This window comes from Chlorobium ferrooxidans DSM 13031, from assembly GCF_000168715.1.
GTDB lineage: Bacteria > Bacteroidota > Chlorobiia > Chlorobiales > Chlorobiaceae > Chlorobium > Chlorobium ferrooxidans.
On sequence record NZ_AASE01000027.1, the window covers coordinates 1 to 25,694 of the forward strand.

At 48.9% G+C, this 25,694-nt stretch carries 27 protein-coding genes and 1 pseudogene; 10 read left to right on the top strand and 18 right to left on the bottom strand.

Features of this window, described 5'->3' with window-relative positions:
* From CFERDRAFT_RS10285 to CFERDRAFT_RS10295, 3 genes are all read left to right on the top strand, one after another.
* On the top strand, positions 1-424 hold a 424-nt coding region (locus CFERDRAFT_RS10285), incomplete at its 5' end, for a YXWGXW repeat-containing protein (RefSeq protein WP_006367179.1).
* A 145-nt stretch (positions 425-569) separates the two neighbouring features.
* Positions 570-929, top strand: a complete 360-nt coding sequence (locus CFERDRAFT_RS10290; protein ID WP_006367180.1) for a hypothetical protein — start codon at positions 570-572, stop codon at positions 927-929.
* Positions 926-1,165, top strand: coding sequence for a hypothetical protein (locus CFERDRAFT_RS10295; protein ID WP_006367181.1), 240 nt, complete (start codon positions 926-928; stop codon positions 1,163-1,165). The genes CFERDRAFT_RS10290 and CFERDRAFT_RS10295 overlap by 4 nt, the downstream gene beginning before the upstream one ends.
* Positions 1,166-1,240: 75 nt before the next feature.
* Here CFERDRAFT_RS10295 and CFERDRAFT_RS10300 read toward each other — a convergent pair whose 3' ends face one another.
* Positions 1,241-1,669, bottom strand: coding sequence for a 6-pyruvoyl trahydropterin synthase family protein (locus CFERDRAFT_RS10300; RefSeq protein WP_040433737.1), 429 nt, complete (start codon positions 1,667-1,669; stop codon positions 1,241-1,243).
* 319 nt (positions 1,670-1,988) lie between these two features.
* Between CFERDRAFT_RS10300 and cysE the strand changes: the two genes are divergently transcribed.
* Positions 1,989-2,783, top strand: a complete 795-nt coding sequence (gene cysE / locus CFERDRAFT_RS10305; RefSeq protein ID WP_006367183.1) for a serine O-acetyltransferase — start codon at positions 1,989-1,991, stop codon at positions 2,781-2,783.
* A 26-nt stretch (positions 2,784-2,809) separates the two neighbouring features.
* Here cysE and aroC read toward each other — a convergent pair whose 3' ends face one another.
* Complete coding sequence (aroC, locus tag CFERDRAFT_RS10310) at positions 2,810-4,003, bottom strand: chorismate synthase (protein ID WP_006367184.1); 1,194 nt, start codon at positions 4,001-4,003, stop codon at positions 2,810-2,812.
* A gap of 230 nt (positions 4,004-4,233) precedes the next feature.
* The gene (gene hemB / locus CFERDRAFT_RS10315; RefSeq protein WP_006367185.1) at positions 4,234-5,220 is read right to left on the bottom strand and encodes a porphobilinogen synthase; all 987 of its coding nucleotides are present in this window, start codon (positions 5,218-5,220) and stop codon (positions 4,234-4,236) included.
* A 343-nt stretch (positions 5,221-5,563) separates the two neighbouring features.
* Between hemB and CFERDRAFT_RS10320 the strand changes: the two genes are divergently transcribed.
* From CFERDRAFT_RS10320 to CFERDRAFT_RS10330, 3 genes are read left to right on the top strand one after another with little or no spacing between them, the layout of a single operon-like run.
* Positions 5,564-6,565, top strand: coding sequence for an AfsA-related hotdog domain-containing protein (locus tag CFERDRAFT_RS10320; protein ID WP_006367186.1), 1,002 nt, complete (start codon positions 5,564-5,566; stop codon positions 6,563-6,565).
* Positions 6,556-7,869: an FAD-dependent oxidoreductase gene (locus tag CFERDRAFT_RS10325; RefSeq protein ID WP_006367187.1), complete on the top strand. Its 1,314-nt coding sequence runs from the start codon at positions 6,556-6,558 to the stop codon at positions 7,867-7,869. The genes CFERDRAFT_RS10320 and CFERDRAFT_RS10325 overlap by 10 nt, the downstream gene beginning before the upstream one ends.
* Positions 7,866-9,947, top strand: coding sequence for an ATP-binding response regulator (locus CFERDRAFT_RS10330; protein ID WP_006367188.1), 2,082 nt, complete (start codon positions 7,866-7,868; stop codon positions 9,945-9,947). The genes CFERDRAFT_RS10325 and CFERDRAFT_RS10330 overlap by 4 nt, the downstream gene beginning before the upstream one ends.
* Positions 9,948-9,973: 26 nt before the next feature.
* Here the strand turns inward: CFERDRAFT_RS10330 and CFERDRAFT_RS10335 are convergent, their stop codons facing one another.
* The 4 genes from CFERDRAFT_RS10335 to CFERDRAFT_RS10350 are packed head-to-tail and all read right to left on the bottom strand — an operon-like array spanning position 9,974 to position 13,469.
* Positions 9,974-11,110, bottom strand: a complete 1,137-nt coding sequence (locus CFERDRAFT_RS10335) for a sodium ion-translocating decarboxylase subunit beta (RefSeq protein ID WP_006367189.1) — start codon at positions 11,108-11,110, stop codon at positions 9,974-9,976.
* Positions 11,111-11,117: 7 nt separating this feature from the next.
* Positions 11,118-11,537: a biotin/lipoyl-containing protein gene (locus CFERDRAFT_RS10340; RefSeq protein WP_006367190.1), complete on the bottom strand. Its 420-nt coding sequence runs from the start codon at positions 11,535-11,537 to the stop codon at positions 11,118-11,120.
* A complete protein-coding gene (locus CFERDRAFT_RS10345; RefSeq protein WP_006367191.1) occupies positions 11,534-11,914 on the bottom strand; it encodes an OadG family transporter subunit in 381 nt (126 codons plus the stop codon). The genes CFERDRAFT_RS10340 and CFERDRAFT_RS10345 overlap by 4 nt, the downstream gene beginning before the upstream one ends.
* Before the next feature lie 13 nt (positions 11,915-11,927).
* Positions 11,928-13,469, bottom strand: a complete 1,542-nt coding sequence (locus tag CFERDRAFT_RS10350; protein ID WP_006367192.1) for an acyl-CoA carboxylase subunit beta — start codon at positions 13,467-13,469, stop codon at positions 11,928-11,930.
* A gap of 265 nt (positions 13,470-13,734) precedes the next feature.
* Here CFERDRAFT_RS10350 and hisN point away from each other — a divergent pair, with 265 nt between their 5' ends.
* Together hisN and CFERDRAFT_RS10360 are read left to right on the top strand one after the other, a co-directional pair.
* Positions 13,735-14,502 carry a histidinol-phosphatase gene (gene hisN, locus CFERDRAFT_RS10355; protein ID WP_040433730.1) on the top strand — a complete coding sequence of 256 codons (768 nt, stop codon included), beginning with the start codon at positions 13,735-13,737 and terminating at the stop codon, positions 14,500-14,502.
* A gap of 9 nt (positions 14,503-14,511) precedes the next feature.
* Positions 14,512-15,039, top strand: a complete 528-nt coding sequence (locus CFERDRAFT_RS10360; protein ID WP_006367194.1) for a hypothetical protein — start codon at positions 14,512-14,514, stop codon at positions 15,037-15,039.
* A 31-nt stretch (positions 15,040-15,070) separates the two neighbouring features.
* Here CFERDRAFT_RS10360 and CFERDRAFT_RS10365 read toward each other — a convergent pair whose 3' ends face one another.
* The 4 genes from CFERDRAFT_RS10365 to CFERDRAFT_RS10380 form a co-directional block, all read right to left on the bottom strand.
* Positions 15,071-15,814 (bottom strand): uroporphyrinogen-III synthase, encoded by a 744-nt coding sequence (locus tag CFERDRAFT_RS10365; RefSeq protein ID WP_006367195.1) that lies wholly within the window; start codon positions 15,812-15,814, stop codon positions 15,071-15,073.
* Positions 15,814-16,755 carry a hydroxymethylbilane synthase gene (hemC, locus tag CFERDRAFT_RS10370; RefSeq protein WP_006367196.1) on the bottom strand — a complete coding sequence of 314 codons (942 nt, stop codon included), beginning with the start codon at positions 16,753-16,755 and terminating at the stop codon, positions 15,814-15,816. Before hemC ends, CFERDRAFT_RS10365 begins: the two co-directional genes overlap by 1 nt.
* 19 nt (positions 16,756-16,774) lie before the next feature.
* Positions 16,775-18,052: a glutamyl-tRNA reductase gene (hemA, locus tag CFERDRAFT_RS10375; RefSeq protein ID WP_006367197.1), complete on the bottom strand. Its 1,278-nt coding sequence runs from the start codon at positions 18,050-18,052 to the stop codon at positions 16,775-16,777.
* A gap of 116 nt (positions 18,053-18,168) precedes the next feature.
* Positions 18,169-19,014 carry a cytochrome C assembly family protein gene (locus CFERDRAFT_RS10380; protein WP_006367198.1) on the bottom strand — a complete coding sequence of 282 codons (846 nt, stop codon included), beginning with the start codon at positions 19,012-19,014 and terminating at the stop codon, positions 18,169-18,171.
* Positions 19,015-19,185: 171 nt separating this feature from the next.
* Between CFERDRAFT_RS10380 and typA the strand changes: the two genes are divergently transcribed.
* Complete coding sequence (typA, locus tag CFERDRAFT_RS10385; RefSeq protein WP_006367199.1) at positions 19,186-21,012, top strand: translational GTPase TypA; 1,827 nt, start codon at positions 19,186-19,188, stop codon at positions 21,010-21,012.
* Positions 21,013-21,103: 91 nt separating this feature from the next.
* On the opposite strand, the gene CFERDRAFT_RS12700 is transcribed toward typA, so the two are convergent.
* The 7 genes and pseudogenes from CFERDRAFT_RS12700 to CFERDRAFT_RS12495 form a co-directional block, all read right to left on the bottom strand.
* Positions 21,104-21,379, bottom strand: coding sequence for an HNH endonuclease (locus CFERDRAFT_RS12700; protein ID WP_083791491.1), 276 nt, complete (start codon positions 21,377-21,379; stop codon positions 21,104-21,106).
* 116 nt (positions 21,380-21,495) lie between these two features.
* Positions 21,496-21,738, bottom strand: coding sequence for a DUF2442 domain-containing protein (locus tag CFERDRAFT_RS10390; RefSeq protein WP_040433733.1), 243 nt, complete (start codon positions 21,736-21,738; stop codon positions 21,496-21,498).
* A 3-nt stretch (positions 21,739-21,741) separates the two neighbouring features.
* Positions 21,742-22,011: a DUF4160 domain-containing protein gene (locus tag CFERDRAFT_RS10395; protein WP_006367204.1), complete on the bottom strand. Its 270-nt coding sequence runs from the start codon at positions 22,009-22,011 to the stop codon at positions 21,742-21,744.
* 436 nt (positions 22,012-22,447) lie between these two features.
* Positions 22,448-23,560: a chlorophyllide a reductase iron protein subunit X gene (locus tag CFERDRAFT_RS10400; RefSeq protein ID WP_040433735.1), complete on the bottom strand. Its 1,113-nt coding sequence runs from the start codon at positions 23,558-23,560 to the stop codon at positions 22,448-22,450.
* Positions 23,561-23,585: 25 nt separating this feature from the next.
* Positions 23,586-24,584: a chlorophyll synthesis pathway protein BchC gene (gene bchC, locus CFERDRAFT_RS10405; RefSeq protein ID WP_006367201.1), complete on the bottom strand. Its 999-nt coding sequence runs from the start codon at positions 24,582-24,584 to the stop codon at positions 23,586-23,588.
* 38 nt (positions 24,585-24,622) lie between these two features.
* The gene (bchF, locus tag CFERDRAFT_RS10410) at positions 24,623-25,096 is read right to left on the bottom strand and encodes a 2-vinyl bacteriochlorophyllide hydratase (protein WP_006367202.1); all 474 of its coding nucleotides are present in this window, start codon (positions 25,094-25,096) and stop codon (positions 24,623-24,625) included.
* A gap of 233 nt (positions 25,097-25,329) precedes the next feature.
* A pseudogene (locus tag CFERDRAFT_RS12495) lies at positions 25,330-25,694 on the bottom strand (ABC transporter substrate-binding protein); the annotation flags it as partial.

The following is a 25,694-nucleotide window of genomic DNA, read 5'->3' on the forward strand; positions in this document are numbered from 1 at the left end:
GGCTTTTGCTCTTGACAGGCGGCCAAGTTTCATTGCCCTGCCCGGTCGCGGATTTTCGGTATCGGTAGGTATTCCTTACGATATCATCTCTTTCGGAAATCTCTACTACATCTATCAGGATGGCTACTGGTACAACTCTCCGACCTATCGTGGTCCATGGGTCATTGTCAGGGACAACAATCTCCCCTACGGAATCAGACGTCATCGCATGGATGATATAAGAAGATATCGTGACATCGAGTATCGCAGGTATGACCGCCGCCATAACGACAATCGCAGGTTCGACAGAAATGGCCGGAACGACAGATACAATGACAACCGGGGTGTCAATCGCAACGACAACAGGTATAGTGAGAACCGTCAGGTGAATGGAAATGATCGCCAGGGCGAGGGGAATAATCGAAACAACGATAACCGCCGTTAAGAGAGGGTAAGCGATTACCGCGATGCGTTTACCGTTCTGACAAAAGCAAAAGCCGGGCGGGTAGTCCCGGCTTTTTGCCATCCGGTTCCGAAATGTAACTATTGAAAAGGTAAAGGGGCGTTAAACCAGAAAAAAAGGGGAGACCATGAGACTTAAGGCACTCTGTATTGCGATACTTATGGTGTTTATTACGATTGAGGCAGGAGCTGAAAGCAAAGTTGGAGACTATAGCGTCGAGACTGTTGAAGACCACGCAAGGGTAAAAAGTTTCAAGTATCGATCCTACGACGAGTGCTATCTGGACGCCGGGGATCAGGCTAACAGTGAACTACTCTCCCGCCAAAAAACAGACATGCTGCTCTCCCGGGTACCAAAAGGAGGAGCTGTAGTAGTTGAACTGCTTGGGGCTGAATGGAGAATGGCAAACGGAACCAACTGGACCTTTATTATTGCCGACCGATCAGGCAATCTCCTTTTCCGCTCAAAAGGGCATAATTATATTTGAGCCGCCTCCCGGCTTTTGAAACAACAAAAACCGTTGTTAAAACCCGTCACAGAGTGATTGTTAAACATGAAGAGAGAGCGGTAGCTCCGGAAAAGACGGCTTTCGGCGACCGGGTCTTTGTTGTCAGTGATACCATAGAGATACCTGTTGCTCTGCCTGCAACCTTCAAGGTCATTATTATTGACAACATCAATAATAAACGCTGTACCTGGGTGTTGACGAAAACAGGATATTAACCAGGTCAATCCGTCTCCGTCATCTGCCGGAGAAAAGCCCCTGATTTTTTTCGGGGCTATTCTCTTTCCATCAGGTTATTCCCCTTCGTACTCTGCCCAGTTATTCGGAGTCTCGTACCAGCGGATCTGTTTGAGTGCAACTCCTTCCGGCAGGTTACAGCGGATCTGGTTGAAAGCCCATTTTGCCAGACACTCGGCCGTAGGCGGTTCTTCAGTTACAAGAACCCGCGAATTGCGTTTCAGAATAAAGTCGAGATCTTCATGGTCATGCTTCCATACCGCAAATCCGTGATCGAGTTTGTCGTGGATATGCTCCACCATAACCTCTTTCAGAAACTTGAAATCCATCACCATCCCTTCCTCTCCGTCACCCTCCCGGTCGATCAGCCTCCCTTCGACGGTGGCAACAACCACTCCTCGGTGGCCGTGCAGCTGATTGCAGAATGAAAAGCTGTTGGGCAGTGTATGGCCGTAATCAATCTCTATTTTTCGTGAAATACGCATCGGGTTGGTAAAAAGATTCTCTTTTTCTTTTTCTCTGTAGCATGCAAAGTGTACGCAAAAAAAATGGTTTTTAGCGAATCTTCCCATATTGTGCGTTTATTCTGCATGCAGGCAAATGCTCAATTTGCCATAACAGGTTTCCATTAAGGTTTTGGTGCGTAAAACCCCTGTTTTTTTATAACTTCCGGAGCTGTAGCTGTTTCGGCCATGAACCTTTTGTGAGCGTTCACGGTATTACAGTAGAGATTATTGCTCCCGGTGTCTGAATACCCGGGATTTCCGGAATTATTTATTGCGGTACGGAGCCGCATGTATACCTATGGCAGAAGACATTAAACAGATCTGGTCGGAAATTGTCCGGGAGGCGGCCATTGAGTCTCTCCGTGATCCTGAAATAAAGATTTTTCTTGAGCAGCATATTTTGCGTTTTGATGATTTTGGTTCATCGCTGGCAATGCTGCTCTCCGTAAAGCTTGGCTCCAAGCATTTTCCTCCGCCGGTCTTGCAGGGGCTTTTTGATCAGTTTTATCGTCAGTGCCCTGAACAGGTCGAGTACGCGGTATATGATCTTGAGGCAACGCGGCAGCGTGATCCTGCGGCGGTACACTATTTTGAAATCATGCTCTTTCTGAAAGGGTATCAGGCACTACAGGCCTACCGGCTTGCACACTGGTTATGGATGCAGGGTCGCAAGACTATGGCCTATTTTATCCAGAATCGAATGTCGGAGGTTTTTGCTGTTGATATTCATCCGGCGGCAGTGATCGGAAAAGGTATTTTTCTTGATCATGCAACCAGCCTTGTTATTGGTGAGACGGCAGTTGTTGATGATAATGTGTCGCTTCTCCATGAGGTGACGCTTGGCGGTACCGGCAAAGAGAGCGGCGATCGCCATCCGAAGGTACACAAGTCGGTAATGATTGGCGCCGGAGCAAAGATTCTTGGTAATGTTGTAATCGGAGAAGGTTCAAAGGTCGGGGCCGGAAGTGTGGTGCTTGATGATGTTCCGCCGCACTACACGGTTGTCGGCGTTCCGGCCCAGATTGTCGGTAAAACAGAGGTGCAGGATCCAGCGTTCGATATGAACCAGAGAGTTGATCCGGCCAAACCCTGAACACTTTCCTGGCACCTCAGGGCATTTCAGCCCCGGAAGGTGTTCAGTATACTCTCCCTGTACCGTTCCAGCCGTTCTCTGATCTCCTCAAGATGATCCCCTCCGAGTTTTTCAAGCAGGGCGTTGGCTATGACCGGTGCTACAACCGCTTCTGCCACCACTCCTGCAGCAGGTACAGCGCAGGTATCACTGCGTTCAAAGCGTGAAAGCGTCGGTTGCAGCGTTTCAAGATCAAAGGATTGAAGGGGAGTGACCAACGACGAGATCGGTTTCATTGCTGCTCGAAGATGAATGGTCTGTCCGCTTGACATGCTTCCTTCAAGTCCGCCTGCCCGGTTGGTTTTTCTCTCTGCACCATCTTTTGCGGTGAGGTGAAATTCGTCGTGTACCTGTGAACCGGGTTTCCTGGCGTTTTCAAATGCCGTTCCTATCTCCACGCCCTTGATGGCCTGTATGGAGATGATTGCGGCAGCAAGCGCAGCATCAAGTCGCCGGTCGTGCTGGACATAAGAGCCAAATCCCGGAGGGACTCCTGTGATGAAAATCTCGATGATTCCTCCAAGGGTGTCTCCCTGCTCTTTTGCTGCGTCTATTGCGGCAAGAGCGGCGGTTTCTGCCTGCCTGTCGAGCATTCGTACCGGTGAACGGTCAGCCTCTGCTGAAACTGTTTCTGCTCCTTTTTCGAGAAGCGAAGCAAGCTGTGGGTGGAGTGCCGTTTCCGCTGCCGGGCCGATGGCTGAAATATAGCTGCCGATCTCTATACCGAGTGAACGGAGAAAGAGCCGGGCAAGAGTTCCCGAGGCAACCCTTGCGGCAGTTTCACGTGCCGAAGAGCGTTCGATAACCGGACGGATATCGTCAAAACCATACTTGATCCGTCCTGCCAGATCGGCATGGCCCGGTCGTGGAATGGTGATTTTTGCCGGTGCGGCATCAGGTTTTTCAAACTGGGCCATTGTTGTTGTCCAGTTCTCCCAGTCGCGGTTTCTGATGACCAGTGTTACCGGTGAACCGATGGTTTTGCCGAACCGTACACCGGAGAGCACTTCAGCCTTGTCGGTTTCGATTTTCATGCGTCCACCCCGCCCGTGCCCCTGCTGGCGGCGTGCCAGTTGTGCGTTGATCTCTTCCGGAGTTACCGGAATGCCTGCGGGCAGCCCTTCGACTATTGCCGAGAGAGCGGGGCCGTGGGATTCGCCGGATGTAAAGTATCGTATCATAAGTATAAGGTATGGGCACCTCTATTTATTTGTTCCGAAACCCGATTACTGCGTTGGGCGGTGCTCGAAATCCTCATGTACTCCGTGTACACTCCGGTTTCTGCGCTCCGTCCGCCTTGTTCTCGGGCTTCTCACGACAATTAATAGAGGTGCCCGTATTAAAAAGCCCGGCTGTACGATAAGCAAACAGCCGGGCTTTTTGAAGTTGGATCATCTCTTTTCAGTGTAGCTCAACGAAGTAATTTGGCAGCCTCTTTGGCATAGTAGGTAAAGATAAGGTCGCCGCCGGCACGTTTCATGCAGAGAAGAGACTCCATCATTACCCTTTTTTCATCGATCCATCCACGATCTGCAGCAGCCTTGACCATCGAGTATTCACCCGAGACGTGGTAGATGGCCACAGGAACATCGAAGCGCTCTTTGGTGCGCCAGACGATGTCAAGATAGGCAAGACCGGGTTTAACCATGACGATATCAGCACCTTCCATGATGTCAAGCTCAATCTCTTTCATCGCTTCATCGGTGTTGCCGGGGTTCATCTGGTAGGTTGTTTTATCTCCGAACTGGGGTGCGGAGTGCAGGGCATCGCGGAACGGGCCGTAGAAGCTTGATGCGTATTTGGCTGCATAGGAGAGAATGCCGATATCAGAGAAGCCTGCATCGTCAAGCGATTCGCGGATTGCGCCGATACGGCCGTCCATCATGTCGCTCGGTGATACGAAATCAGCTCCGGCATTGGCATGGGAGATCGCCATTTTACAGAGTACTTCGACCGTTTCGTCGTTGAGTATGATACCGTCCCTTACCAGACCGTCATGGCCGAAAGGGGTGAACGGGTCGAGCGCGACATCGGTCATGATGCAGAGATCAGGCACTTTTGCCTTGATTGCACGAAGAGCCTCCTGAATGATGCCCTTTTCGTTATAAGATTCGCTGCCATCCTCGGTTTTCTGTTCGGGAATACCAAACAGGTCGATGCACTGGATTCCAAGATCCCAGAGCTCCTGGCACTCTTTTACTGCTTTGTCGATGGAGTAGCGGAAGCTTCCGGGCATGGAGGCTACCTCTTCAACAACATTGGTTCCCGGGCAGACAAAGAGCGGATAGACAAGATCGTTGACCGTCAGAGATTTTTCCTGCACAAGGTTTCTGATCGCAGCAGATTTGCGCAGTCTTCTTGGGCGGTGGACAATATTGAGTAAATCGAGCTGGCTCATGGATGAAGACGAATTAGGGTTTTAAAAAGCCAAAAATAGTAAAATCCATGAACTTCCGGAAGCAATACCAAGAAATACCCCCGGTTATGGCGTTGTTTCACCGTTCAGGAGGGGAGGGAAATAGCGGTGATTTTTTTAAAAAAAGATGTGTAAAATCAATGTTAAATAAATCGGCCATTTCAAATCTTTTTTCTATTAAAGTTATATTGAGGGTGATTATAAGCCCCACTCGCTTTTCAAAAGATTTACAATTGATTTAGAGCGTTTATGCAGTAACGGGGATTGTATCCCCTTGAGGCATTTAATAGAGTTCAAAAAAAGAAAAAAAAAACAGGAGAATATCATGATTAAGCATTCAGTGAACAGTGGTCTTATCCATGAATTACGGATACCCATTCAGACTCAGCCTGTAACTCGGCTTCCGATACAGCGGAGTATCAAACGGACAAAAAAAGAGCCTGGTGTTGTTACCCATAATCCGGGGAAAAAAGCATTCACCCTTTTTTTTAACGGGGATAAACTTCCTGTTGAGTCAACAGCTCTTCAAACAGTTCCTGTTAACTCTGTTGAAGAGGCCTCAGAGTATCTGCTGCTCCTTGGTGAAACATGCGAGATTTTTCTCTCTGTCGAATATCGTATCGACAATCCGGCGCTCTATGCTTCACTCAGAGCCCTCTCCTATCCCCCTCTGAGTGATTGGCCATCCCTTGCTGTCGAGAGGGCTGTCTCCCTGATGCAGAAGCTCCCTTTTGACCTGAAAAGCCTTGTAAACAGTCCTATTGCCATAACCTCGGATGATCAGTTGCCCGAGAGGATCGACCAGAAATTTGTGCATAAAAAAAACAAAGCCAATGTTCTCGTTTCAGAGATCTTCTCTGCCGGAAAGCTGATCTATTTCAATATGCTTGACGATACTGATGAGCTGATTTTCGATCATGCTTCGGACCATGTACAGGGAATGCTGATGCTTGAAGCTTTGAGGCAGGGGGCGGTCGCCATGACACATATTCTGGGACTCTCTTTTGACGGACAACTTGCGCTGCTGAACTATAATACTAATTTTTTTCATTATCTTGAGCGTGACACTCCGGTTGTTCTCCGGGCGTTTGGCGGTTTTGCCCAGGACGAGAAATCTGAAGACAGGAATATTACGGTCTATCTGCAGGTGATGCAGTGGGGGAAGGTTTGCGCTGACGCTACCCTGACCGCCTGTGCTTTCGGGAGCACCCAGCGGTACCAGCAGCAGAAAGAGCGGATTGAAAAAATATCATCAAGAAGTAAAATGCAGTTCAAAACAAAAGTCAGCAGGATTCATGAAGTTCAATCGACGCTGAAATGCGCATAGCCGTAGTCGGAGGAGGGATCTCAGGGATTGCTGCGGCTTTTTACCTTACCCGGCGAAATATCAAGGTCGATCTCTACGAATCTGAAGAGCGTATAGGCGGCAGGATCGGCAGTGAATTGCTGAATGGCCGCTGGCTTGATTTCGGCGGCAAAAATGTCGGTAAAAATTACCGCCTTTTCCGTGACTTTGTTGGCGCATGCGGTCTGCATGATTATGAGTATTTCGGTTTCAATACATCGCAGATTGTTGACGGAAAGGTTGTCAAAATCAACAAGGAGGGGGCGAAACTGCTCAACACTCTCCGCTTTATCCGTTTATGCGGTCTTGACGGCATCCGGAAGCTTTATCCCCATGTTCAGGCCATTCAGAAGGACCGCACTCAGGGAGTGCTCAACAGTGACTATTTCATCAGAGTTGCTGAACAGTATGACCACCTCTCGCTTGCCGGTTATTTGAAAGAGCCCTGTGTAAGTCATGTCGTAAGGCCGGTAACCGTTCGCATGAATGGTGCGGAGCCGGATGAGTGCTATCCGGGTAATTTCGGTTCAAACCTTGCTCTTGTGCTTGACAGCTATGAGCAGTTGAAAACCGGCATGCATGGAATGCTCGATGCCTTTCAGGAGTTCGCTGTCGAAGGTTTGCTCCGTATTCTTTCCGGCCACAGGGTCACGTCACTATCTCGCGATCCGGGCTCACCTCTCATCAAGCTGGGTTACCTGCATCAGGGTGTTGCAGAAACGGCGGCGTATGATCGTGTAATTTCCGCACTGCCTGCCATCCGGTTGAGTGTGCTTCTTGATCCTCTTCTGCCGGATGCTTCAGCCCTGCTCCGGAAAGTCCGGTATTATCCTGTAGCGATTGCCATTGTGAAATACCATCGTGCGGTCTTTACCTCATCGCAGCGTGCCATGGTGTTTGACCACACCTATCCGCTGAGTAATGCCGGAGCATACGGCATCAATGATCTCGATCTGGTGCGTTATACCTTCAGCGGAAGGGTTTCGCGTTCCGTTATTTCCAGCTCCTCGGTTCCTGAAGAGGTTATCGCCCTCGGCGAGAAAATTGCCGGACCCTGGTTTACCATCAGCGATAACAAACGAGAGTCCTTTGCATACTGCTATATCGCTGAAGGATTATGTGCCTATTCGCCTCTGCATCACCGGCTGCTTCACGAGATTGATCAAAAGCTTGATCAGTTTGCCGGATTCGGCGCAACCGGTGATTATCGTCGGGGAGCCTCAATCGAAGCCTGCTTCAGGGCTGCCGGTGAGTGTGTTGACAAATTACTTGAAGGAGTGCATTGAAGCTGTCATCCTACATACAAAAGAGCGTCAGGGAAGGTACCCAGGTATCAAAATTCAATACGCTTGCTGCCGCTTTGCTTGGTGCTCCGGCTCATTTCTTTTTTTATTTTACCTTCAAATACGGCTTTCATCTTCCTTATGAAAATTTCACCCTTCGTCTGATTGCAACCCTGCTCTGTCTTTCCGTGTTATTCAAAGACAGATTTCCCGAATTTATAAATCGTAATTTCCCCTGGTTCTGGCACGCTTTTCTCATTTTTGTTCTCCCCTTTATTTTTACGGTCAATCTTGTCATGAATAATTTCCATGAGCTCTGGCTCTACTGGGAAATATTCATGCTCTTTGTGTTGATATCGTTTGTGCCCAACTGGCTGATGTTTCTCATCGATTTTTTTATCGGTGTTGCCGGGGCCATTCTGTTCTATTTTCTTTCTGTTCCTCACGTTGAACTCCATCCGACCTTTAATATTCCACTCTATGCCATTGTGATTACCTTTACCATTGTTGCCGGTATAGGGTTCAGCTACAGTAACAAAAGAGGGATAATGGCTCTCGAAAGAAACAATGCCCTGCAGGCTCTTGCCGGGGGGATCGCTCATGAGATGCGCAATCCCCTCGGGCAGATACGCTATAATTTTGATGCCATTCAGCAGGAGCTCCCTTTCTATACTCCCGAGAGTGAATTTTCTTCGATTCCGGTCAGTGGTGTCGAACGAATCTATCAACGGGTTGCCCAGGGGCAGATGGCCGTTAACCGGGGTATCCAGGTTATTGAGATGATTCTGGAAGAGGTGAAGGATAGCGCCTCTTCAAAGAGCACCTTTTCCTTTTATTCCATATCTGCGGTCACCCGCAAGGCGCTTGATGAGTACAGTTATGAATCGGAGGAGGAGCGTCAGAAGGTGCATTTTCAGGACGGGGCAGACTTTATGTTCAGAGGTGCGGAGAACATGTTCATCTTTGTGCTCTTTAACCTGATCCTCAATGCGCTCTATTTTTTACGATCATTTCCCGGCGGTCGTATTGATATTCGTATGCAGCCCGGAGAGAGCCTGAACAGGCTTTATGTAAGGGACAATGGCCCGGGTGTTTCATCGGAAAATCTCGGAAAACTGTTTGATCCGTTTTTCACCTCTGGAAGAAAGGGTGGAACCGGCCTTGGTCTTGCCTTCTGCAAACGGGTTATGCGCTCTTTCGGCGGAGATATTATATGTAACTCCGTGCATGGTGAGTTTACCGAATTTGTGTTGAGTTTTCCCGTGCTTGCCGAGTCTGAAATTGCTGACTATGAGGCGTTGCTCTACACCGAAAGCCGTCTCTCTTTATCAGGGAAGCGCTTTCTTTTGGCAGATGATAACCCTGAGATTCTTGCCATGATCCGCCGCTATCTTCATCCTCTTGGAGTGGATATTGATGAGGCATTCACCGGCAGTGAGGTTATGGAGATGATTGAATCGGAACGATATGATCTGCTGCTTGTTGACCTTAATCTCCCGGTTCTTGATGCTTTTGAGCTTGCATACCGAATCAGGGGAAGCGGTAAACATCTGCCGGTAGTCGCCTATACTGCAGAGCCCTCGTATATTCTGCTTGGAAGGGCGGAAAAGTCGGGCATACAGGGGCTGCTCTCTCTGCCCATTGCGCTTGCGGATTTTTTGCATCTGGTGACCGCATCCATCAAGGAAAACCCGGCGATACTGCAGGGCTCTCTTGGCGGCAAAACGCTGCTTGTGGTTGATGATTCCGCAGTTAACCGCATGATTATCAGAAACATTCTCCAGAAGTTCCGTTTAACTATTGTTGAGGCGGTAAATGGCCAGGAAGCGATGGAGACTCTTGAAAACCATCACTGCGATCTGATGCTGATGGATCTGCAGATGCCTGTTCTTGACGGTCTTGAAACGGCAAAGCGCATCCGTTCAGGACAATGGGAGTACAGAAATATCCCTATCATTGGCATGAGCGGGAACTCGGATCCGGAAACTGTTCAGCAAGCCATGCTCTCGGGAATGAACGATTATCTCCTCAAACCTCTTGACAACAGGCTGCTCTTGAAGAAAGTCGTTGCTCTGATATGAATCTGACCGGGGAGCAGTTCCTCTCTTTACAACAGGAAACTCATCATGATACCGGCAGCAACGGCTGAACCGATCACTCCTGCGACATTTGGTGCCATGGCATGCATGATCAGGTGATTGGTCGGATCGGCTTTCAGTCCCTCAATCTGGGCTACCCTGGCACTTTCCGGTACAGCGGCAACACCTGCGGCTCCGATGAGCGGGTTGATTTTGTTTCCTTCCCTGAGAAAGAGGTTCATGAACCTGGCAAAAAGGATCCCTCCCGCCGTAGAGAACATGAAAGCAGTTGCGCCAAGGATGAAAATAAGCACTGAGCTGCGGGTAAGAAAGGTTGTCGCCTGGGTTGAGGCTCCGATTGTAACGCCAAGAATGATGGTCACGATATCGATCATGGCGTTTCTGGCCGTATCGGCAAGACGTTTGGTCACCATCGACTCCTTGAGCAGATTTCCCAGAAACAGCATACCGAGCAGCGGAAGGGAACCGGGTGAGATGAATCCGGTCAGGAGCAGAGCAAAAACAGGAAACATCACCTTTTCCATCCTGGTAACCGAGCGTGGGGGTTTCATTTTGATTCTGCGCTCTTTCTGTGTAGTCAGAAGGCGCATGATCGGTGGTTGAATGAGCGGAACAAGCGCCATGTAGGTGTATGCTGCAATAGCAATTGATCCAACCAGATGAGGCGCAAGCCGGGAGGAGAGATAGATCGCTGTCGGACCGTCAGCTCCGCCGATAATACCGATTGACGCAGCTTCCGGGTTTGTAAATCCGAGGGATATTGCCCCGATATAGGTCATGAAAATGCCGAGCTGGGCCGCCGCTCCAAGGAGGATCAGCTTCGGGTTTGAGATCAGGGGAGAGAAATCGGTCATTGCTCCGATTCCGAGAAAAATCAGGGGAGGGAACACTCCTTTCAGCACACCCTGATAGAGATAGTTCATGACACTGCCATCCTCATAGATGCCGAGTGCCATTCCCCCATGTTCAATAAACGGGGTATTGCCGATCAGTATCCCGAACCCTATCGGAACCAGAAGAATCGGTTGATATTCAAACCGGATGGCCAGATAGATGAAAAGCATTCCAACCAGAATCATCAACAGATGGCCCGGTGTGATGTTGGAAAAACCGGAGTAATCTAAAAACTGTACAAGTCCATCCATAATCGTGTTATTCAATTTCTATCAGGATATCACCCTGCATGACTGTGTCGCCTACCGCTACTCTGACACTCTTGACTGTACCGGCTTTTTCTGCAAAAATATTGTTCTCCATTTTCATCGCTTCCAGTACCAGTATGGGCTCTTCCCGTTTTACCTGTGAGCCCTCCTTGACCATGAGGGCAATAATGGTGCCGGGAAGCGGTGCCTTTATGATGCTCAACCCCTGGGTGATGAGCGGTTCCGGCGGTTTTGGCGGGGTCGGCGGAGTGTAGCGGACCAGTTTAGGGGTCTGCGGTCGCTTGATTTCCTGACCCAGCTCTACCTGATAGGATGTGCCGTTTACCTCTATTTCGGCACTGTTCTCCTCAAAGGATTTGATTTCCACATTGTAGCGGTTTCCGCTGATTGTGAATTTATATTTTCTCATCGTTGAAACCCTTTGAAATTAATGACGTTGTAGATTTTCGAATTCCACGGGGTATAGCTTTTGCCGACTTTTTTGATCGTCAGAATTGCAGTATCCTGATCGTGAAGCTCATTGAGATAGAGCGAGATGGCAACACTGATTGCTGCGCTCACCTCTCCGGGAATCATGTTTCCTGCCAGAGCCTTTTTTGCTTCATCACCCTCATCGTCAAATGTTCTTCTGATATTCCAGGAGAGCACTTTTGGTATTACACTGAAGAGAAGTGCGAGCAGAAAGAGCGACAGAAAGACAACACTGTACCCGGTAACGGCCATCACCAGATGCCCGCTTGTTATAGCCGATAGATCAATCGGTAAAATTTGCTGAACGGTAGTCATTGTTTCTTCCCTGTTACAGTGGAATGGTCGAGTGCTTTTTCGGAGGGTTTTGATCTTTTTTGGTCGAGAGTGTCTGCAGAGCACGGATTATTCTGAAACGGGTATTGCGTGGTTCAATGATATCGTCGATATATCCGAATTTTGCTGCCTGATAAGGGTTGGCAAATTTTTCACGATACTCCGCTGCGTTTTCAGCAACAAACTTTGCACGTTCTTCGAGATCTTCGATAGCGTTAAGATCTCTGTTCATGAGCACCTCAATGGCTCCTATCGGGCCCATGACAGCAATTTCAGCGGTTGGCCATGCATAGTTGATATCTCCACGGAGCATTTTGGAACTCATGACGATGTATGCGCCGCCATAGGCTTTGCGGAGAATTACGGTGATTTTCGGCACTGTAGCCTCGGCATAGGCAAACAGCAGTTTTGCTCCGTTGGTGATAATACCGTCAAACTCCTGGGCACTGCCGGGCAGGAAGCCGGGAACATCAACAAGTGTAACAAGAGGGATATTGAAGGCATCACAGAAGCGGACAAACCTTGCCGCCTTGCGTGAAGCATCAATATCAAGACATCCAGCCAGGTAGTTGGGCTGATTGGCAACAATCCCTGTTGAGATTCCATTGAAGGTCACAAAGCCGACCACAATGTTTCGTGCATATTGCCGCTGAACTTCAAGGAACTCGCCATTATCGGCAATAGAATAGATGATATCCTTGATGTCATAGGGGATTGACGGCTTTTCGGGTATGATGGAATTCAGTTTGTCGTCAAGACGATCTGCAGGGTCATTACAGAATGTCTGGGGCGGTTCCTCAAGATTGTTCTGCGGCAGGTAACTCAGCAGCTTTTTGATCAACAGTATTCCCTCCATTTCATCTTCGCCGACAAAATGGGTGACGCCTGATTTTGTTGCATGCACCGAAGCACCGCCAAGATCCTCTTCGGAAATGGACTCACCGGTTACGGTTTTGACTACTTTTGGACCGGTGACAAACATGTGACTGGTTTTTTCGACCATGACAACGAAATCAGTAAGTGCAGGAGAGTAAACTGCTCCGCCTGCACAGGGCCCGAAAATTGCCGATATCTGGGGAATGACCCCTGAAGCCATGACATTTCTCTGGAAAATGCTGCCATAGCCGGCAAGACTCCTTACACCCTCCTGGATTCTTGCCCCGCCGCTGTCGTTTATGCCTATAAATGGTGCGCCGACCTTCATTGCCTGGTCCATCACCTTGCAGATTTTCAGCGCGTTGGTTTCTGAAAGCGAACCGCCAAGCACCGTAAAATCCTGTGCGAACAGATAGACCAGACGCCCGTCAATGGTTCCGTGACCGGTAATGACGCCGTCTGAAAGAAAGTTCTCTTTGTCAAGGCCGAAATCAGTTGTTCGATGGGTGACAAACATGTCATACTCTTCAAAACTCCCTTCGTCAAGCAGCATGTTGACTCGTTCGCGGGCTGTAAACTTTCCTTTTTTATGTTGTGCTTCTATGCGTTTTTCTCCACCTCCGAGGCGGGCTTTTTCGCGTTCGGCAATCAAGCGTTTCATTGTTTATTTCTGATATTGATTGACTAATTTGCCGTGAATCAGCTGCCTGACTCAATAACCCGGCTCCCTTTCCGATGAGCTGCTCTATGCTATCCCGATAATGCAGAGGTGATGCAGATGGGGTCGTGTATCGCTATGTCGGTTTATTTTTCTGAAGTACTTCTGAATATTGAAAAAAAAATGGTAATAACAGCCATTATCGGCATGCCGGAACGAATTATGTTATATTTTTATGGTAAAAGATTTTAAATGGACCTTCAACACTATGACTTCCGATCTTCAGTTTGCCCTTGAAATAGCCGAACAGGCAGGCCGGTTAACCCTCGATTATTTTTCCGGTAAATCCCTCCAGGTATTTACCAAAAGGGATGCATCTCCGGTAACCGAAGCGGATCGGAAAGCTGAAGAGCTGATCCGGGAGGCTATCCGTGTTGCCTATCCTGGGGACGGTGTGCTTGGTGAAGAGTTTGATGAGCGTCCATCGGCAAACAACCGACGCTGGATTATTGATCCGATAGATGGCACCAAGGCGTTTATTCATGGTGTGCCGCTTTATGGTGTTCTGATTGCTCTTGAGGTTGATGCGGCAGTGCGGCTTGGTGTTGTTCACTTTCCCGCTCTCAAAGAGCTCTATTATGCTGAAAAGGGATGCGGGGCATATATGAATGGTTCGCCTATAGCGGTATCCTCGATTGCCGAGCCCCAAGATGCAACGGTAGTTTATACCGAAAAAGAGTATCTGCTTGATCTTCCCTCGCAGCATCCTGTTGACCGGCTTCGCCTGGAGGGGGGACTGGTGCGTGGCTGGGGTGACTGCTATGGCCATATGCTGGTTGCATCAGGCCGGGCAGAAGTGGCCGTTGATAAAATCATGAGCCCCTGGGATTGTGCGGCCCTGATACCGGTTGTTACTGAAGCAGGCGGCGTCTGTTTTGACTACCGTGGAGAGGCAACCATATACGGGGAAGGTCTTGTCAGCGCCAATCATGCAATTGGCAGTGTGCTGCTTCAGGATATTGCTAATCATCTTTGATTATTCCTGATGACAACAGTACTTCTTCTTGCTGTCGTTCTGCTGCTCCTTGCAGTTCTGGTTATACTCCTGACCGGTTGGCCGGGCAGAATACAGAAGGAGATCGAACGGACCGGAATGGAGCTACGCAGGGAACTTTCCCAGCATCGGGCGGACTCGCTGCAGCTTCTCCATGCCATGCGAATTGAGCTGGAGGAGTCGTTACGGGAGACGATCGATCAGAAACTCGACGCTGTTGCGGTTGATAGCCGCCGCTCGTCTGAGCGGCGCAAAAAGCCGATTCCTGTTCAGTCGCAAAATCCTTTGCCTGATGAAGAGGAGGTGGAAGCTGAAGATGAGCAAAATGGTCAGTACCGCCGCAGAAATGGTTCCGGCGCTGGTTCAGCAGCGGATGATCGCCAGCTTCTGCTTTTTTCCGGTACCGATGAGCGGCAGGAGCCGGTCAATGCCGCTCCGGTCGAGTCGGCTGCAACGATCTTCTGCGATATTGATGATATTCCCGGTGTCGAGGATCTGGCTGACTATGAAGATTTATAGACGGAGAGATAACACGAAGCCGGACGGGTTTTTATTGTTCCAGGGCTTTGGCGATGGCTTTGGCAAAGCCGGGTCCGTCAAATGATTCCGGGATAATATCAACCTGAAGACCTATCTTTTCAAGAGCTGAAGCGGTCGTTGTGCCTATTGCCGCCACAAGTACTCCGGATGGCAGTGCCGTCGACTCGATAGCTTCAAAAAAATTGATGGCAGTCGAGGGGCTTGTAAACGAGAGGCAGGAGAGCTTGCCCTGTTCAAGCAGCGCCTTTACTTTTACGGTCTCTTCGAGGGATGGAGGAAGGTTTTCATAAACGGTGAGCTCTACGCAATGGCCACCCCGTTTTTCAATGACATCAGGAATTGTTCCAAGTGAAAGAGAGCCCCTGACAAAGAGAAATGTTCGTCCGGCAATCGCTTCACTTCCGATCTCCTCCATGAGGGTCACGGCATCGGCGATTTTCGGGAGAGGCTCGGTGGTAACACCATGTTTGGCGAGGTCACCGGAAGTTGTTTTCCCTACAGCCCATATTTTGAGTTTCTGAAGGTGTTCCAGCTTTTCAGGACTCTCGGTGAGCAGTCTATCCAGAAAGAAACTGACACTGTTCGGGCTGGTAAAAAAAACCCCGTCAAACTTGCTCAGATCGGGCACACTCCAGCCGGAAACAGGCCTGATCTCGATTGTCGGAAAGACAAAAGAGTTCAGGCCGTACTGTTCCAGTTCCTTTACAAAAGATGCAGCTTGTTGTTTGGGGCGGGTAACAAGTACTGTTTTCATCAGCGGGTTTTGCGGATTTGCGACAGAATTGCGTCAGCACCCTGCGCCAGGAGCTTCTCGGCAAGTGCAATACCGGCTTCTTCAGCCTGTTCGGGAGAGGTAAGTCCGGTTTTTGTGATTTCGTCATGCAGACCGACTTTACCGTCAACTGATCCGACATAGGCAAGCAGCTTGAGTGTTCCGTTCTGGAACGAACCATAGGCCCCGATCGGGATCTGGCAGCCGCCCTGGAGATGACGGAGCAGAGCACGTTCAGCCCTGCAGCAGTACTCGGTATTTGAGTGGTTGAGGATGCGTACAATCTCTCTTGTCTGCTCATCATCAACACGGGTCTCAATGCCGAGAGCACCCTGTCCTACAGCAGGAAGCATCACTTCATGCGGAAGAATCTCTGAAATGCGGTCGCTGAAATTCAGGCGGTAGACACCTGCATAGGCAAGCATCATGGCATCAAATTCACCGGCATCAAACTTCTGGAAGCGGGTATTGAGATTGCCTCTGATATCACGAATATCAAGATCGGGGCGAAGGCTCAGGAGCTGCGACATACGGCGCAGACTGCTTGTGGCCATTTTGGCATTTGCAGGCAGCTCTTTCAGTTTGACGCCGCCCTTTGAAATGATGACGTCACGTGTGTCTTCACGCTCGGTAAAGGAGGTGATGATCAGTCCTTCGGGTGTTCCTGTCGGCACATCCTTCAGGCTGTGAACAGCAAGGTCAATCTCTTTGGCAATCAGGTGTTTTTCGATGTCCTTGGTGAACAGGCCCATATCGCCGATTTTTGACAGGGGAGAGTCAAGAAGCACATCACCGGTTGTTTTAACCAGCTTCAGTTTGATGTCGAGTTCAGGGAAATGCCTCGAAAGTTCCGTCTTGGTGAATTCTGCCTGCCACAAAGCGAGGGGGCTGGATCTGGTACCGATGATAAGCTGTTTTTTCAAAGCAATTACGGATTTTTATTTAGTGTGACTGATTTGGTTCTTCGAGATCAAAAACGTTGCGGACAAGATCGACTCTGCTGGGCATCGTGTCTGCGGTATCGATCGGCGCCTTGAGCATTTTAATCGGATGGTGCAGTATCTTTTTCAGGATCCGGTCTGTCAGGTGCTCCATTCTCTGAAGCTCCTCCTCGCTTACTTTGTAACGGTAGCGCTCCAGCTCCTTCTCCTTGATTTCAATGAATTTTGACTGCAGGTCAACAATGGTCGGCCGGACTTTCAGTGTGTTGATCCATTGTCCGAAAGCAACAAGCTCCTCCTCAATGATGGCATTGACTTTCGGGAGTTCGCGACTCCGTTTTTCAAGGTTCTTGTCAATGATGTGCTTGAGCGCATCAATATCCTTGAGAAACATGTTCTGGAGCTTGGAAATGTCGGGATCAACGTTTCTCGGCAGTCCGAGATCGAGAATGATAACCGGCTTCAGCTTGCGTTTAAGCATGCTCTGGTGCATTTCCGATTCTGTCAGAATGTACTCTTTGCTGCTGACAGCGGTGATAATGATATCGAACTCGTGAAGATGCTCCTTGTATGACTCGTAGGGCAGAACCTTGTTGGTGCCAAGCTCTTCGCTGAGGGCTTCGGCTTTTGCCAGAGTCCTGTTGGTAATAACGATGTTGCGTGCGTTTTTCTGGAATATGTGCTTTGCTGCCAGTTCACCGGTTTCACCGGCACCGACAAGCAGAACCTTCTTCATGGAGAGGTTGGAGAAGATTTTTTGCGCAAGTTCGACAGCTGCATAGCTTACCGAAACAGCGCCCTCCATGATCTTTGTTTTGGTTTTGACCTTTTTGGCAACGCTGAAGGCTGTATGGCAGAGTCGGGTAAGGAGGATTCCGGCAGCCTGTGTCTCTGCGGCAATACGGTAGGCATTCTTTACCTGGCCGAGAATCTGGCCTTCACCGAGAATCAGCGAATCAATCGCACTGGCCACTTCAAAGATGTGGCGTGCGGTGCCGCAGTAAAAGCGGCTGAAAAAGTGTTCGGGACGAACCTCCTTCCGGGCATCCTTGAAGGCGATCAGGTACTCTTTGAGATACTCTCCGGTGACTTCATGCATCGCGGGAACTACATAGAGCTCCGTTCTGTTGCAAGTGGAGATAACCATGGCCTCATGGGCGATTCCGCTTTCAATCAGACCCGTAATGAACTCCTTGTTCTGAACTTCTGAAAGCGAGATTCTTTCACGGATTTCAATTGGTGCGGTTTTGTGATTGACACCGATCGAAATGATGTTCATAGCAGGGCAGTTTAAGTTATCTGATGTTGGACAATGCCACAAAAAACTCTGTGCAGAACAAACTGATAAGTTTTAAATATACCCTAAAAGCCTCAAACTTTCAAACATAAGGGGATTTAAAAGCTCAGGGTATGAAATGTGGGTGAAAAAAAGGTCATGAGTACAATGAGCGCTGTAACAAAGACGAAGAGAAAGATAAAGAGATAGGCCATGTGTTTGATGTCCCATCCGATAATCGGCTTGATAAAGATACTTGCGCCGTAGATAAGCCAGATGATAACAAGCGTAATGAGTTTTGGCTCAAGTATTGTCACTGCGCCTTTGATCGCGTGCTGTTCGACCACGCCGGCAAACAGGGTGATTGAGAGAAACAGAAAGCCGAAAGCCACAGCATGCATGATAAGCCGTTCGAGCACTTCAAGATTCGGCAGTCGCTGAAAGAGCAGCTCAAACCGGTTCTGTTCAATTTGCCGGAACAGCAGCAGATAGAGAATACTGTAGAGCCCTGCGATCGCTATGGCGCTGAATCCGAAAATGGTGGTAATCAGGTGAACACCTATTCCTATACCGCTGAATGCCGTTCCCGTATTCGGGGTCAGGGATGTCAGGATTGAGGAGATAAGCTGCGCTCCTGATGCAAAGGAGATGACAAAAAATCCTGTTTTATCACTTTTGGTTGTGAACTCTATGAAGAGGTAGATAATCGTCAGGGTAAGTGCTACCATGGTCATCAGATTTACTGTAGAATAGCTGATCTTGTACCCTTCGATGGAGGTCAAAAGGCCGAGATAGAGCACATGGGTTACTACCGTAAGACTGAGCAGCGGGCGTTTGTACTGTTTGGCAAACTCGATATCACTGAAAAAATGGGCTCCGTAGAGAAATGTGGTCACCAGATAGAGCAGCGAGACTATCTGATTGAGAACAAGAAGCGGAAGATTGTTGAGTAATATATTGTTCATTGTATTGGTGCGGGGAAGTGTCCGGACGATAAAAAATTACTTTGGCTTCCGGAAAAAGAGCGACGTGATGCTCCTTGTCAGGGGACAAAGATTGCGGCCATAAATACAAAGAAAAATTGTATATTCGGGCCGGTACGGGGTATAAATATACTTTATTTACAAGGAAAAAAGATGAGTGATACAAAGAATATCAGAAATATAGCCATTATCGCCCACGTTGATCATGGAAAAACGACACTTGTTGATTCGATTTTTCAGAAGACAGGTGCCTTCAGGGATAATCAGCAGGTCAACGTAAGGGTACTTGATTCCAATCCCCAGGAGAGAGAGCGGGGAATTACTATTTTTTCGAAAAACGCAGCTGCGGTTTATAAAGAGCACAAGATCAATATTGTTGATACACCGGGTCACGCCGATTTTGGTGGCGAGGTTGAGCGTATTCTCCAGATGGTTGACGGTGTGCTGCTCCTTGTTGATGCGTTTGAAGGGCCGATGCCGCAGACCAAGTTTGTACTTCGCAAAGCCCTTGAGCTTCATCTGAAGCCGATTGTGGTTATCAACAAGATCGACCGGCCGCAGTCTGATCCGGTCAAGGTGCATGATCAGGTCCTTGATCTCTTTATTGCCCTCGGCGCCGAAGAGCATCAGCTTGATTTCCCCTATATCTTCACCTCCGCTAAAAACGGTATCGCCAAATACAGTATGGATGATGAAGATGGTGACATGAGCCTGCTTCTTGATATCATCATCAAGGAGATTCCTGCTCCGGTTGCCGAAGATGACGGAGGTTTCCAGATGCTGGTGACGACGCTTGACTACAGCGACTACATCGGTAAAATCGCTATTGGCCGCATTCATCGCGGCAAGGTTAGCCCCGGAAGCCAGCTTGTTGTTGTCTCTCCTGACGGCATTGTTGGAAAGGGGACGGTAACAAAGGTTTTCCAGTTTGACAAGGTGCAGAAAATCGAGGCGAAGGAAGCGACATCAGGCGACATTATTGCTATTGCCGGTATCCCTGATGCCACCGTCGGCCTGACGCTTGCATCAGTTGATGATCCGGTATCGCTGGAATCATTTGAAATCAGCAAGCCCACCCTCTCCATGCTCTTTTCGGTTAACGACTCCCCCTTTGCCGGACTGGAAGGAAAAGAGGTCACCAGCCGGAAAATTCGTGAGCGCCTGATGAAAGAGAAAATGACCAATGTTGCGCTCAACGTTGAGGAGACCGACAGCGCTGATACCTTCCGTGTTTCGGGCAGGGGAGAGCTTCATCTTTCGGTTTTGATCGAAACCATGAGACGTGAAGGTTATGAACTTGCCATTGCCCGGCCTGAGGTGATCATGCATTATGATGAGCAGGGAACGATGCTTGAGCCTATCGAGCATGTTACTATTGATATTCCGGAAGAGTATACCGGTGTGATTATCGAAAAGATGGGTCGCAGAAAGGCGGAGATGATTCACATGGGAACCCTTCGCGGCGGTATGGTAAGGGTTGAGTTTGAAATTCCAACCAGAGGACTTATCGGTTACAACCTTGAGTTTACCACCGATACCAAAGGCGAGGGAATCATGTCACACGTCTTTATCAACTACCAGCCGTTCAAGGGCAAGCTCCCCTCACGTGAAACCGGCGCACTGGTCGTTTCCGAAACAGGGATTTGTGTTGCCTATTCCCTGAGCGCCCTTGAAGATCGAGGAACCTTCTTCGTTTCGCCAAATACCAAGGTCTATGCAGGCATGATTGTCGGCGAGTCCACAAGAGGTCTTGATATTACCATGAACGTCTGCAAAACCAAAAAGCTCAGCAACATGCGCTCTTCGGGTACGGACGAGTCACTTCGCCTCACCCCGCCTAAAATCCTTTCGCTGGAGCAGGCGCTTGAGTTTATCAATGATGATGAGCTTCTTGAGGTAACTCCTCTGAGCATCAGACTCAGAAAGAAGCTCCTTGATCCAAACGCAAGGGCAAGAGCGACGAAAAAAGCTAACGCCTGACGGTTCAGAAAGGCTTTTCTTCCGAAATGGGAAAGTTTTTTGAAGTGCCTGCAAATAAAAAAAGGGTTACCTCGACAGGTAGCCCTTTTTGCTATAACTTTCGATCAGCAATACGAGTGATTAAAACTTCCCGGTCAATCTTTTCGTCGCGAATATGCATTTTACGATGGCAGTTTGGGCATAGTGCTACGACATTATCGACTGAGTCACGTCCGTCACGAGACAACCAAATCACATGATGGGATTCAAGATAGGGGTCACCGTTGACCTTTATGCCATCAGGATACTTCTCGTGAAGCATAGACTTGACCGTGTCGGAAGAGGCAGAAGAGAGGTCATCTAATCTGCTCCAGCCAACAGCAACCATTCCGAGTTTAACGAAATCATCGGCAAGTTAATTGTCTTTCCCTGCTCGCACGAACAAAATGCGTGTCATTGTAGTTCTCCCTGTATGGAATGAACTATAGGTTCTAACTGCAATGGTCAGGTCTGCTCTCTTTTGGAATCGAGGTACAGGGTATCCGGACAAATATCTTGTTCGTTCGGCCACACAACAGTCCCATGCTCAACTCTAACTTGTTTAAAGTAATTTTTGTCACGTAATTCACTGAAGACACCAAAATCCAGTAAATCACGGCAATCGTAGGTTGCGTTCTCGCCATTGGTAAATACAAGGGATAATCTGTATTCATCACATGCAGTGACAGTTGCTACTCTTGGATTCATTGTTTACCTCAGAGGTTCAATCTTGTAAGGTTGTTGCCCGGAAAGTGCAAGCTGCCAGTCCGCTACCAGCTCATCTTTGTGAAGCTCCATCCACGCCTGAAGCAGCTTCATTTTATTGTTCGGAAAACCGCCTTCAAGTATTTCACCATCAGGGATAGCAACAATAACTTCATTTTCCTGATACGTTGCATGAATGTGAGGGCGGTTGTGCTGACGATTGTCTTTGAAATACAGATAAACAATTATTCCATAAAACATTGATATTGCTGGCATTCAATGCTCCTTGTCAGTTATTTCCTGATTTGCAAGGCGTCTTGAAACTTCGAAGACTTCCTTCGTGAAAGAATTGATGAAACAAGAATTAATGCCTCGCTGCTCAGAATAGAAGATTATTTATTGCCTGCGAAGCAACACCTCTCAGGTGAATATATTCATAGTCCCGAAAAATAGCAATGACGACCCTGAGAGCAGTTGATCAGGCGTAAAAGTGGTTGAATATGTAACGCTTAGCAATTTCAGGCGAGAAGAAGAATATCAAAGAGAAGATCCCTCACTTTGTTCGGGATTGGAGTCAAGGATGAAGGAAAACCAAAAAGGGCGACAACAAGGGATTGCCCCTACACCAATTCGTGAAATTTCGTCTGTTGCGTGGCTTAAAATCTTTGCTTTTACGTCAAAATCCACCATTCAGCATTCAAAATCTCTTCAACTAAGCGCTGAAAAAGAGCTTCCTTAATTGTGTGCGGGCTCCGGCAAGCAGTTCACGAACCTCTGACTCCTCACGCTCTAACATCGCAGCAATTTCGGTGATGCTTCTCTCCTCCTCTTCACTCATCCGGTAGATCTCTCTTTCCAGTTCGGAGAGCTCTTCGATGCATCGCCGCATTTTCACATCATCATTGTCCTGTGAGAGGTTCGTTCTGTCCGGTATTGGAGTTACCGAATCGGCATGGCTGCCGAAAAGCTCTTCCGGGGTTGCCGGAGTGGGGGATTCGTCACTGACATCACCGAAGAGGCGGACAAACTGCATGAAATCAAGGCCTCTTGCATGGCAGGGTTTGATACGGTTTTCAAGAATTTCTGTGGCCAGGGTCCGGAACTTGTCGCCGAGTTCAGGCAGTCTGACGGCAAAGTCGAAACTGTCGTCCATATCGCGGGCTCCGGCGTTATAGGGTACCTTCATGAGCACGGAGATCCCTGCGGCTTCGGCATATTTTTCGGCTATGCCGCTGCCGTCATCACGATTGATAATGAGACCGAGCAGTCGGGATTGTCCGCCGATGGTTTTAAAGTAGTTGTTGGCCTGGCAGATATTATTGGCGGTAAAGATGGACTGCCGGTCATTATTCGTAACCAGTATCACCTCTTCACTCAGTGAACGGGCGAGCGGTGTGGCGAATCCTCCGCAGACGACATCGCCCAGAAAGTCCATGAGGATAATGTCAATATCCCAGTTGAAGATGCCGAGCTTTTCAAGCAGGTCGAAACCCGAGATGATTCCCCGTCCTCCGCATCCCCGCCCGACCTGGGGTCCGCCGAGTTCTATGCCGTAGATTGGCTGGGGAAAATCTGCAATATCGCGGCGGAAGACAATGTCGCTTATGGTAACCTGCCGGTTTTGAGCGTTTTTTTCAGCAAAGAGATCCGTGACGGTCGGCAGCGGTATGCCGCCGAAGAGGGATGTGGTTGAGTCGTGTTTCGGATCACAGCCAAGCTGCAGCACCCGCCTGTTCATCATGGCGAAGGTGGCGCTGAGGTTGGTGGTCGTAAAGCTTTTTCCTATTCCGCCCTTTCCGTAAATAGCGATGGTTCTTGCTGGCATCAGATACTGCTTATGGTTATCCGGGTTATGCGGACGATGAGCATCCGTTATCGTCCTGTTCTGCATTGGCTTTCCAGAGCAGGATCATTTTGAGGCAGTCAGGATCGCTGAAGGCCTGGATGTAGGCTTCAGTGATATCATCCTTGACGGTGTGCTGATGGGTGAAAATCCGTCCGGCGTTCAGTTTGCGCGCTGCAATAAGCTCACGCACCCGTTCAAGATCACCTTTTGCCCACTGTTTGGCTGCGATGAAGGAGAGCTCTTTCTGGAAGGCCTGGGAGTAGTCAATATTTACTCTCTGGTAATAGCCGCCAAAAATAACCACCCCCTGAAATTTCAGAAACCTGAGTCCGGTATCGATGGCGCTCATGATACCGGTGCTGTCAATCAGGACGTCGAACTCATGACCGGCAAGGGCGGCGGAGACATCTTCCGTGTCAGGGTTTACTTTAAGGTCAGCCGAAGAGAGGTTGAGGCGGTTCGGATTGGGTTCGGTTACGGCAACAAGTTTTGCTCCCATGAGTTTTGCCAGTTCGGCAGCAAGAATACCGACCGCACCCTGACCGAGCACCAGCACCTTCTTGTTTTCAACTTTTGCAAGATCCACTATGTGCAGTGCCGTTGCGCCAAGAGGCAGGGCAATGCCGCAACGCGGATTGTCGATATTATCGAGAACGGTGATGCTCTCGACCGGACAGACGATAAACTCGGAAGCCCCGCCGAATGCGGCATTGACTCCTATATAACCGAACGAGCCCGCTACATAGGCGAATTTGCCGATCAGGCTCTGGTTGACATGTTTTCCGACCTTGATGATCTTTCCGACGGTTTCGTAACCGGGAATAAAGGGAAAGATAAAGGGTGGAGAGGGGATCAGCCCGTTATAGGCCATCTTTTCCGTGCCGGTACTGATTGACGACCAGTGGGTTTCAACAAGCACATCGGTTGAAGAGAGTGCCTTAAGGGTTACTTCAGAGAGTTCAATCTGGCGGACGCCGCTGAAGAGTATGGCTTTTGCTTTCATATGGACACCTCTATTAATCCTTTTGTATTCGGGTATGATCAGAGGCTTTTCTGCTGTTTGAGCTTCCTCTCATTATGCTTTTCAAGCAGCAGGCGGATAACAAATTGTGCTGCATTGACCAGATAGCTCAGGTAAGCGAGCAGTGCAGTTCGGATCAGTATGTTTTCATCAAGCCCTATAAAAAACAGGATAAAGTAGGAGATGTGAACAATCATGGCAATGGCACTGCCGAAATCCTCCCAGAAAAACTCGGGAGCGAAGGCAAATTGACCGAATACCTCCTGTTCAAAAAAACCTCCGGTTACGAATATCAGCACAAGCATCAAGGTTTTCAGGGTCACAAAAAAGGTGATCCAGTAAAAGTTGTCGATCCAGATATGTGACTGGTAGAGCCAGGTAACGGTTAGGCCGGCAAGAAACATGACAAACTGGATAGGTGCCAGGATGCCCTGAACTTTAGTCCAGACCGAAGCATTTCTCCTCTCAAGCTGTTCGGGTGTGTAACGGGGCATAAAACAATAAGTTCGCTGATGGTGGAAGAAGTTATTCAACTGCTTTTGAAAAAAGCAGTTGAATATAGCAAAAAACGGCAGTGACAGCAACCCCCCTCTTTACCTGCCTCAGGCTTCCGTGGAAATGCATGGATCGTGACATTCGATCGCTAATAACGCACGCTCCGGAAGAGCGCGATATCGGCACTCTCCGGCGCCAGTCGGGAGTCGGGCGCAGAAAAGGGAGTGCCGGTTCAAGGTTTTACACTCCAGTCGTAGACGTTGTAGAGTGTCGAAATCAGGTTGACATCACTGTTCCTGATCCGTTTGTTGAATCCTTCAAGCTCATCATAGTAATAGAGGAAAGATCTTGGCTGTTCTTCATGCAGGATTTTCTGGTACTCTTTCCAGAGCGCAACTTCCCTCTCTTTTGGAAGAGGCCGGCTCAGCTCATCAATAACGGTATCCAGTCTGCCGTTCTGGAATGCCGAAGAGTTGAACGGGCGTTTTACAAAATCGGATCCCCAGATAACGAGCTGGAAGGGGAGTGTTTCGGCAGCAAGGCCGGAGAGTGCGGCCTCGTAACGGAAGCTGTTCTGGTTTTCAGAAAAATAAGGCT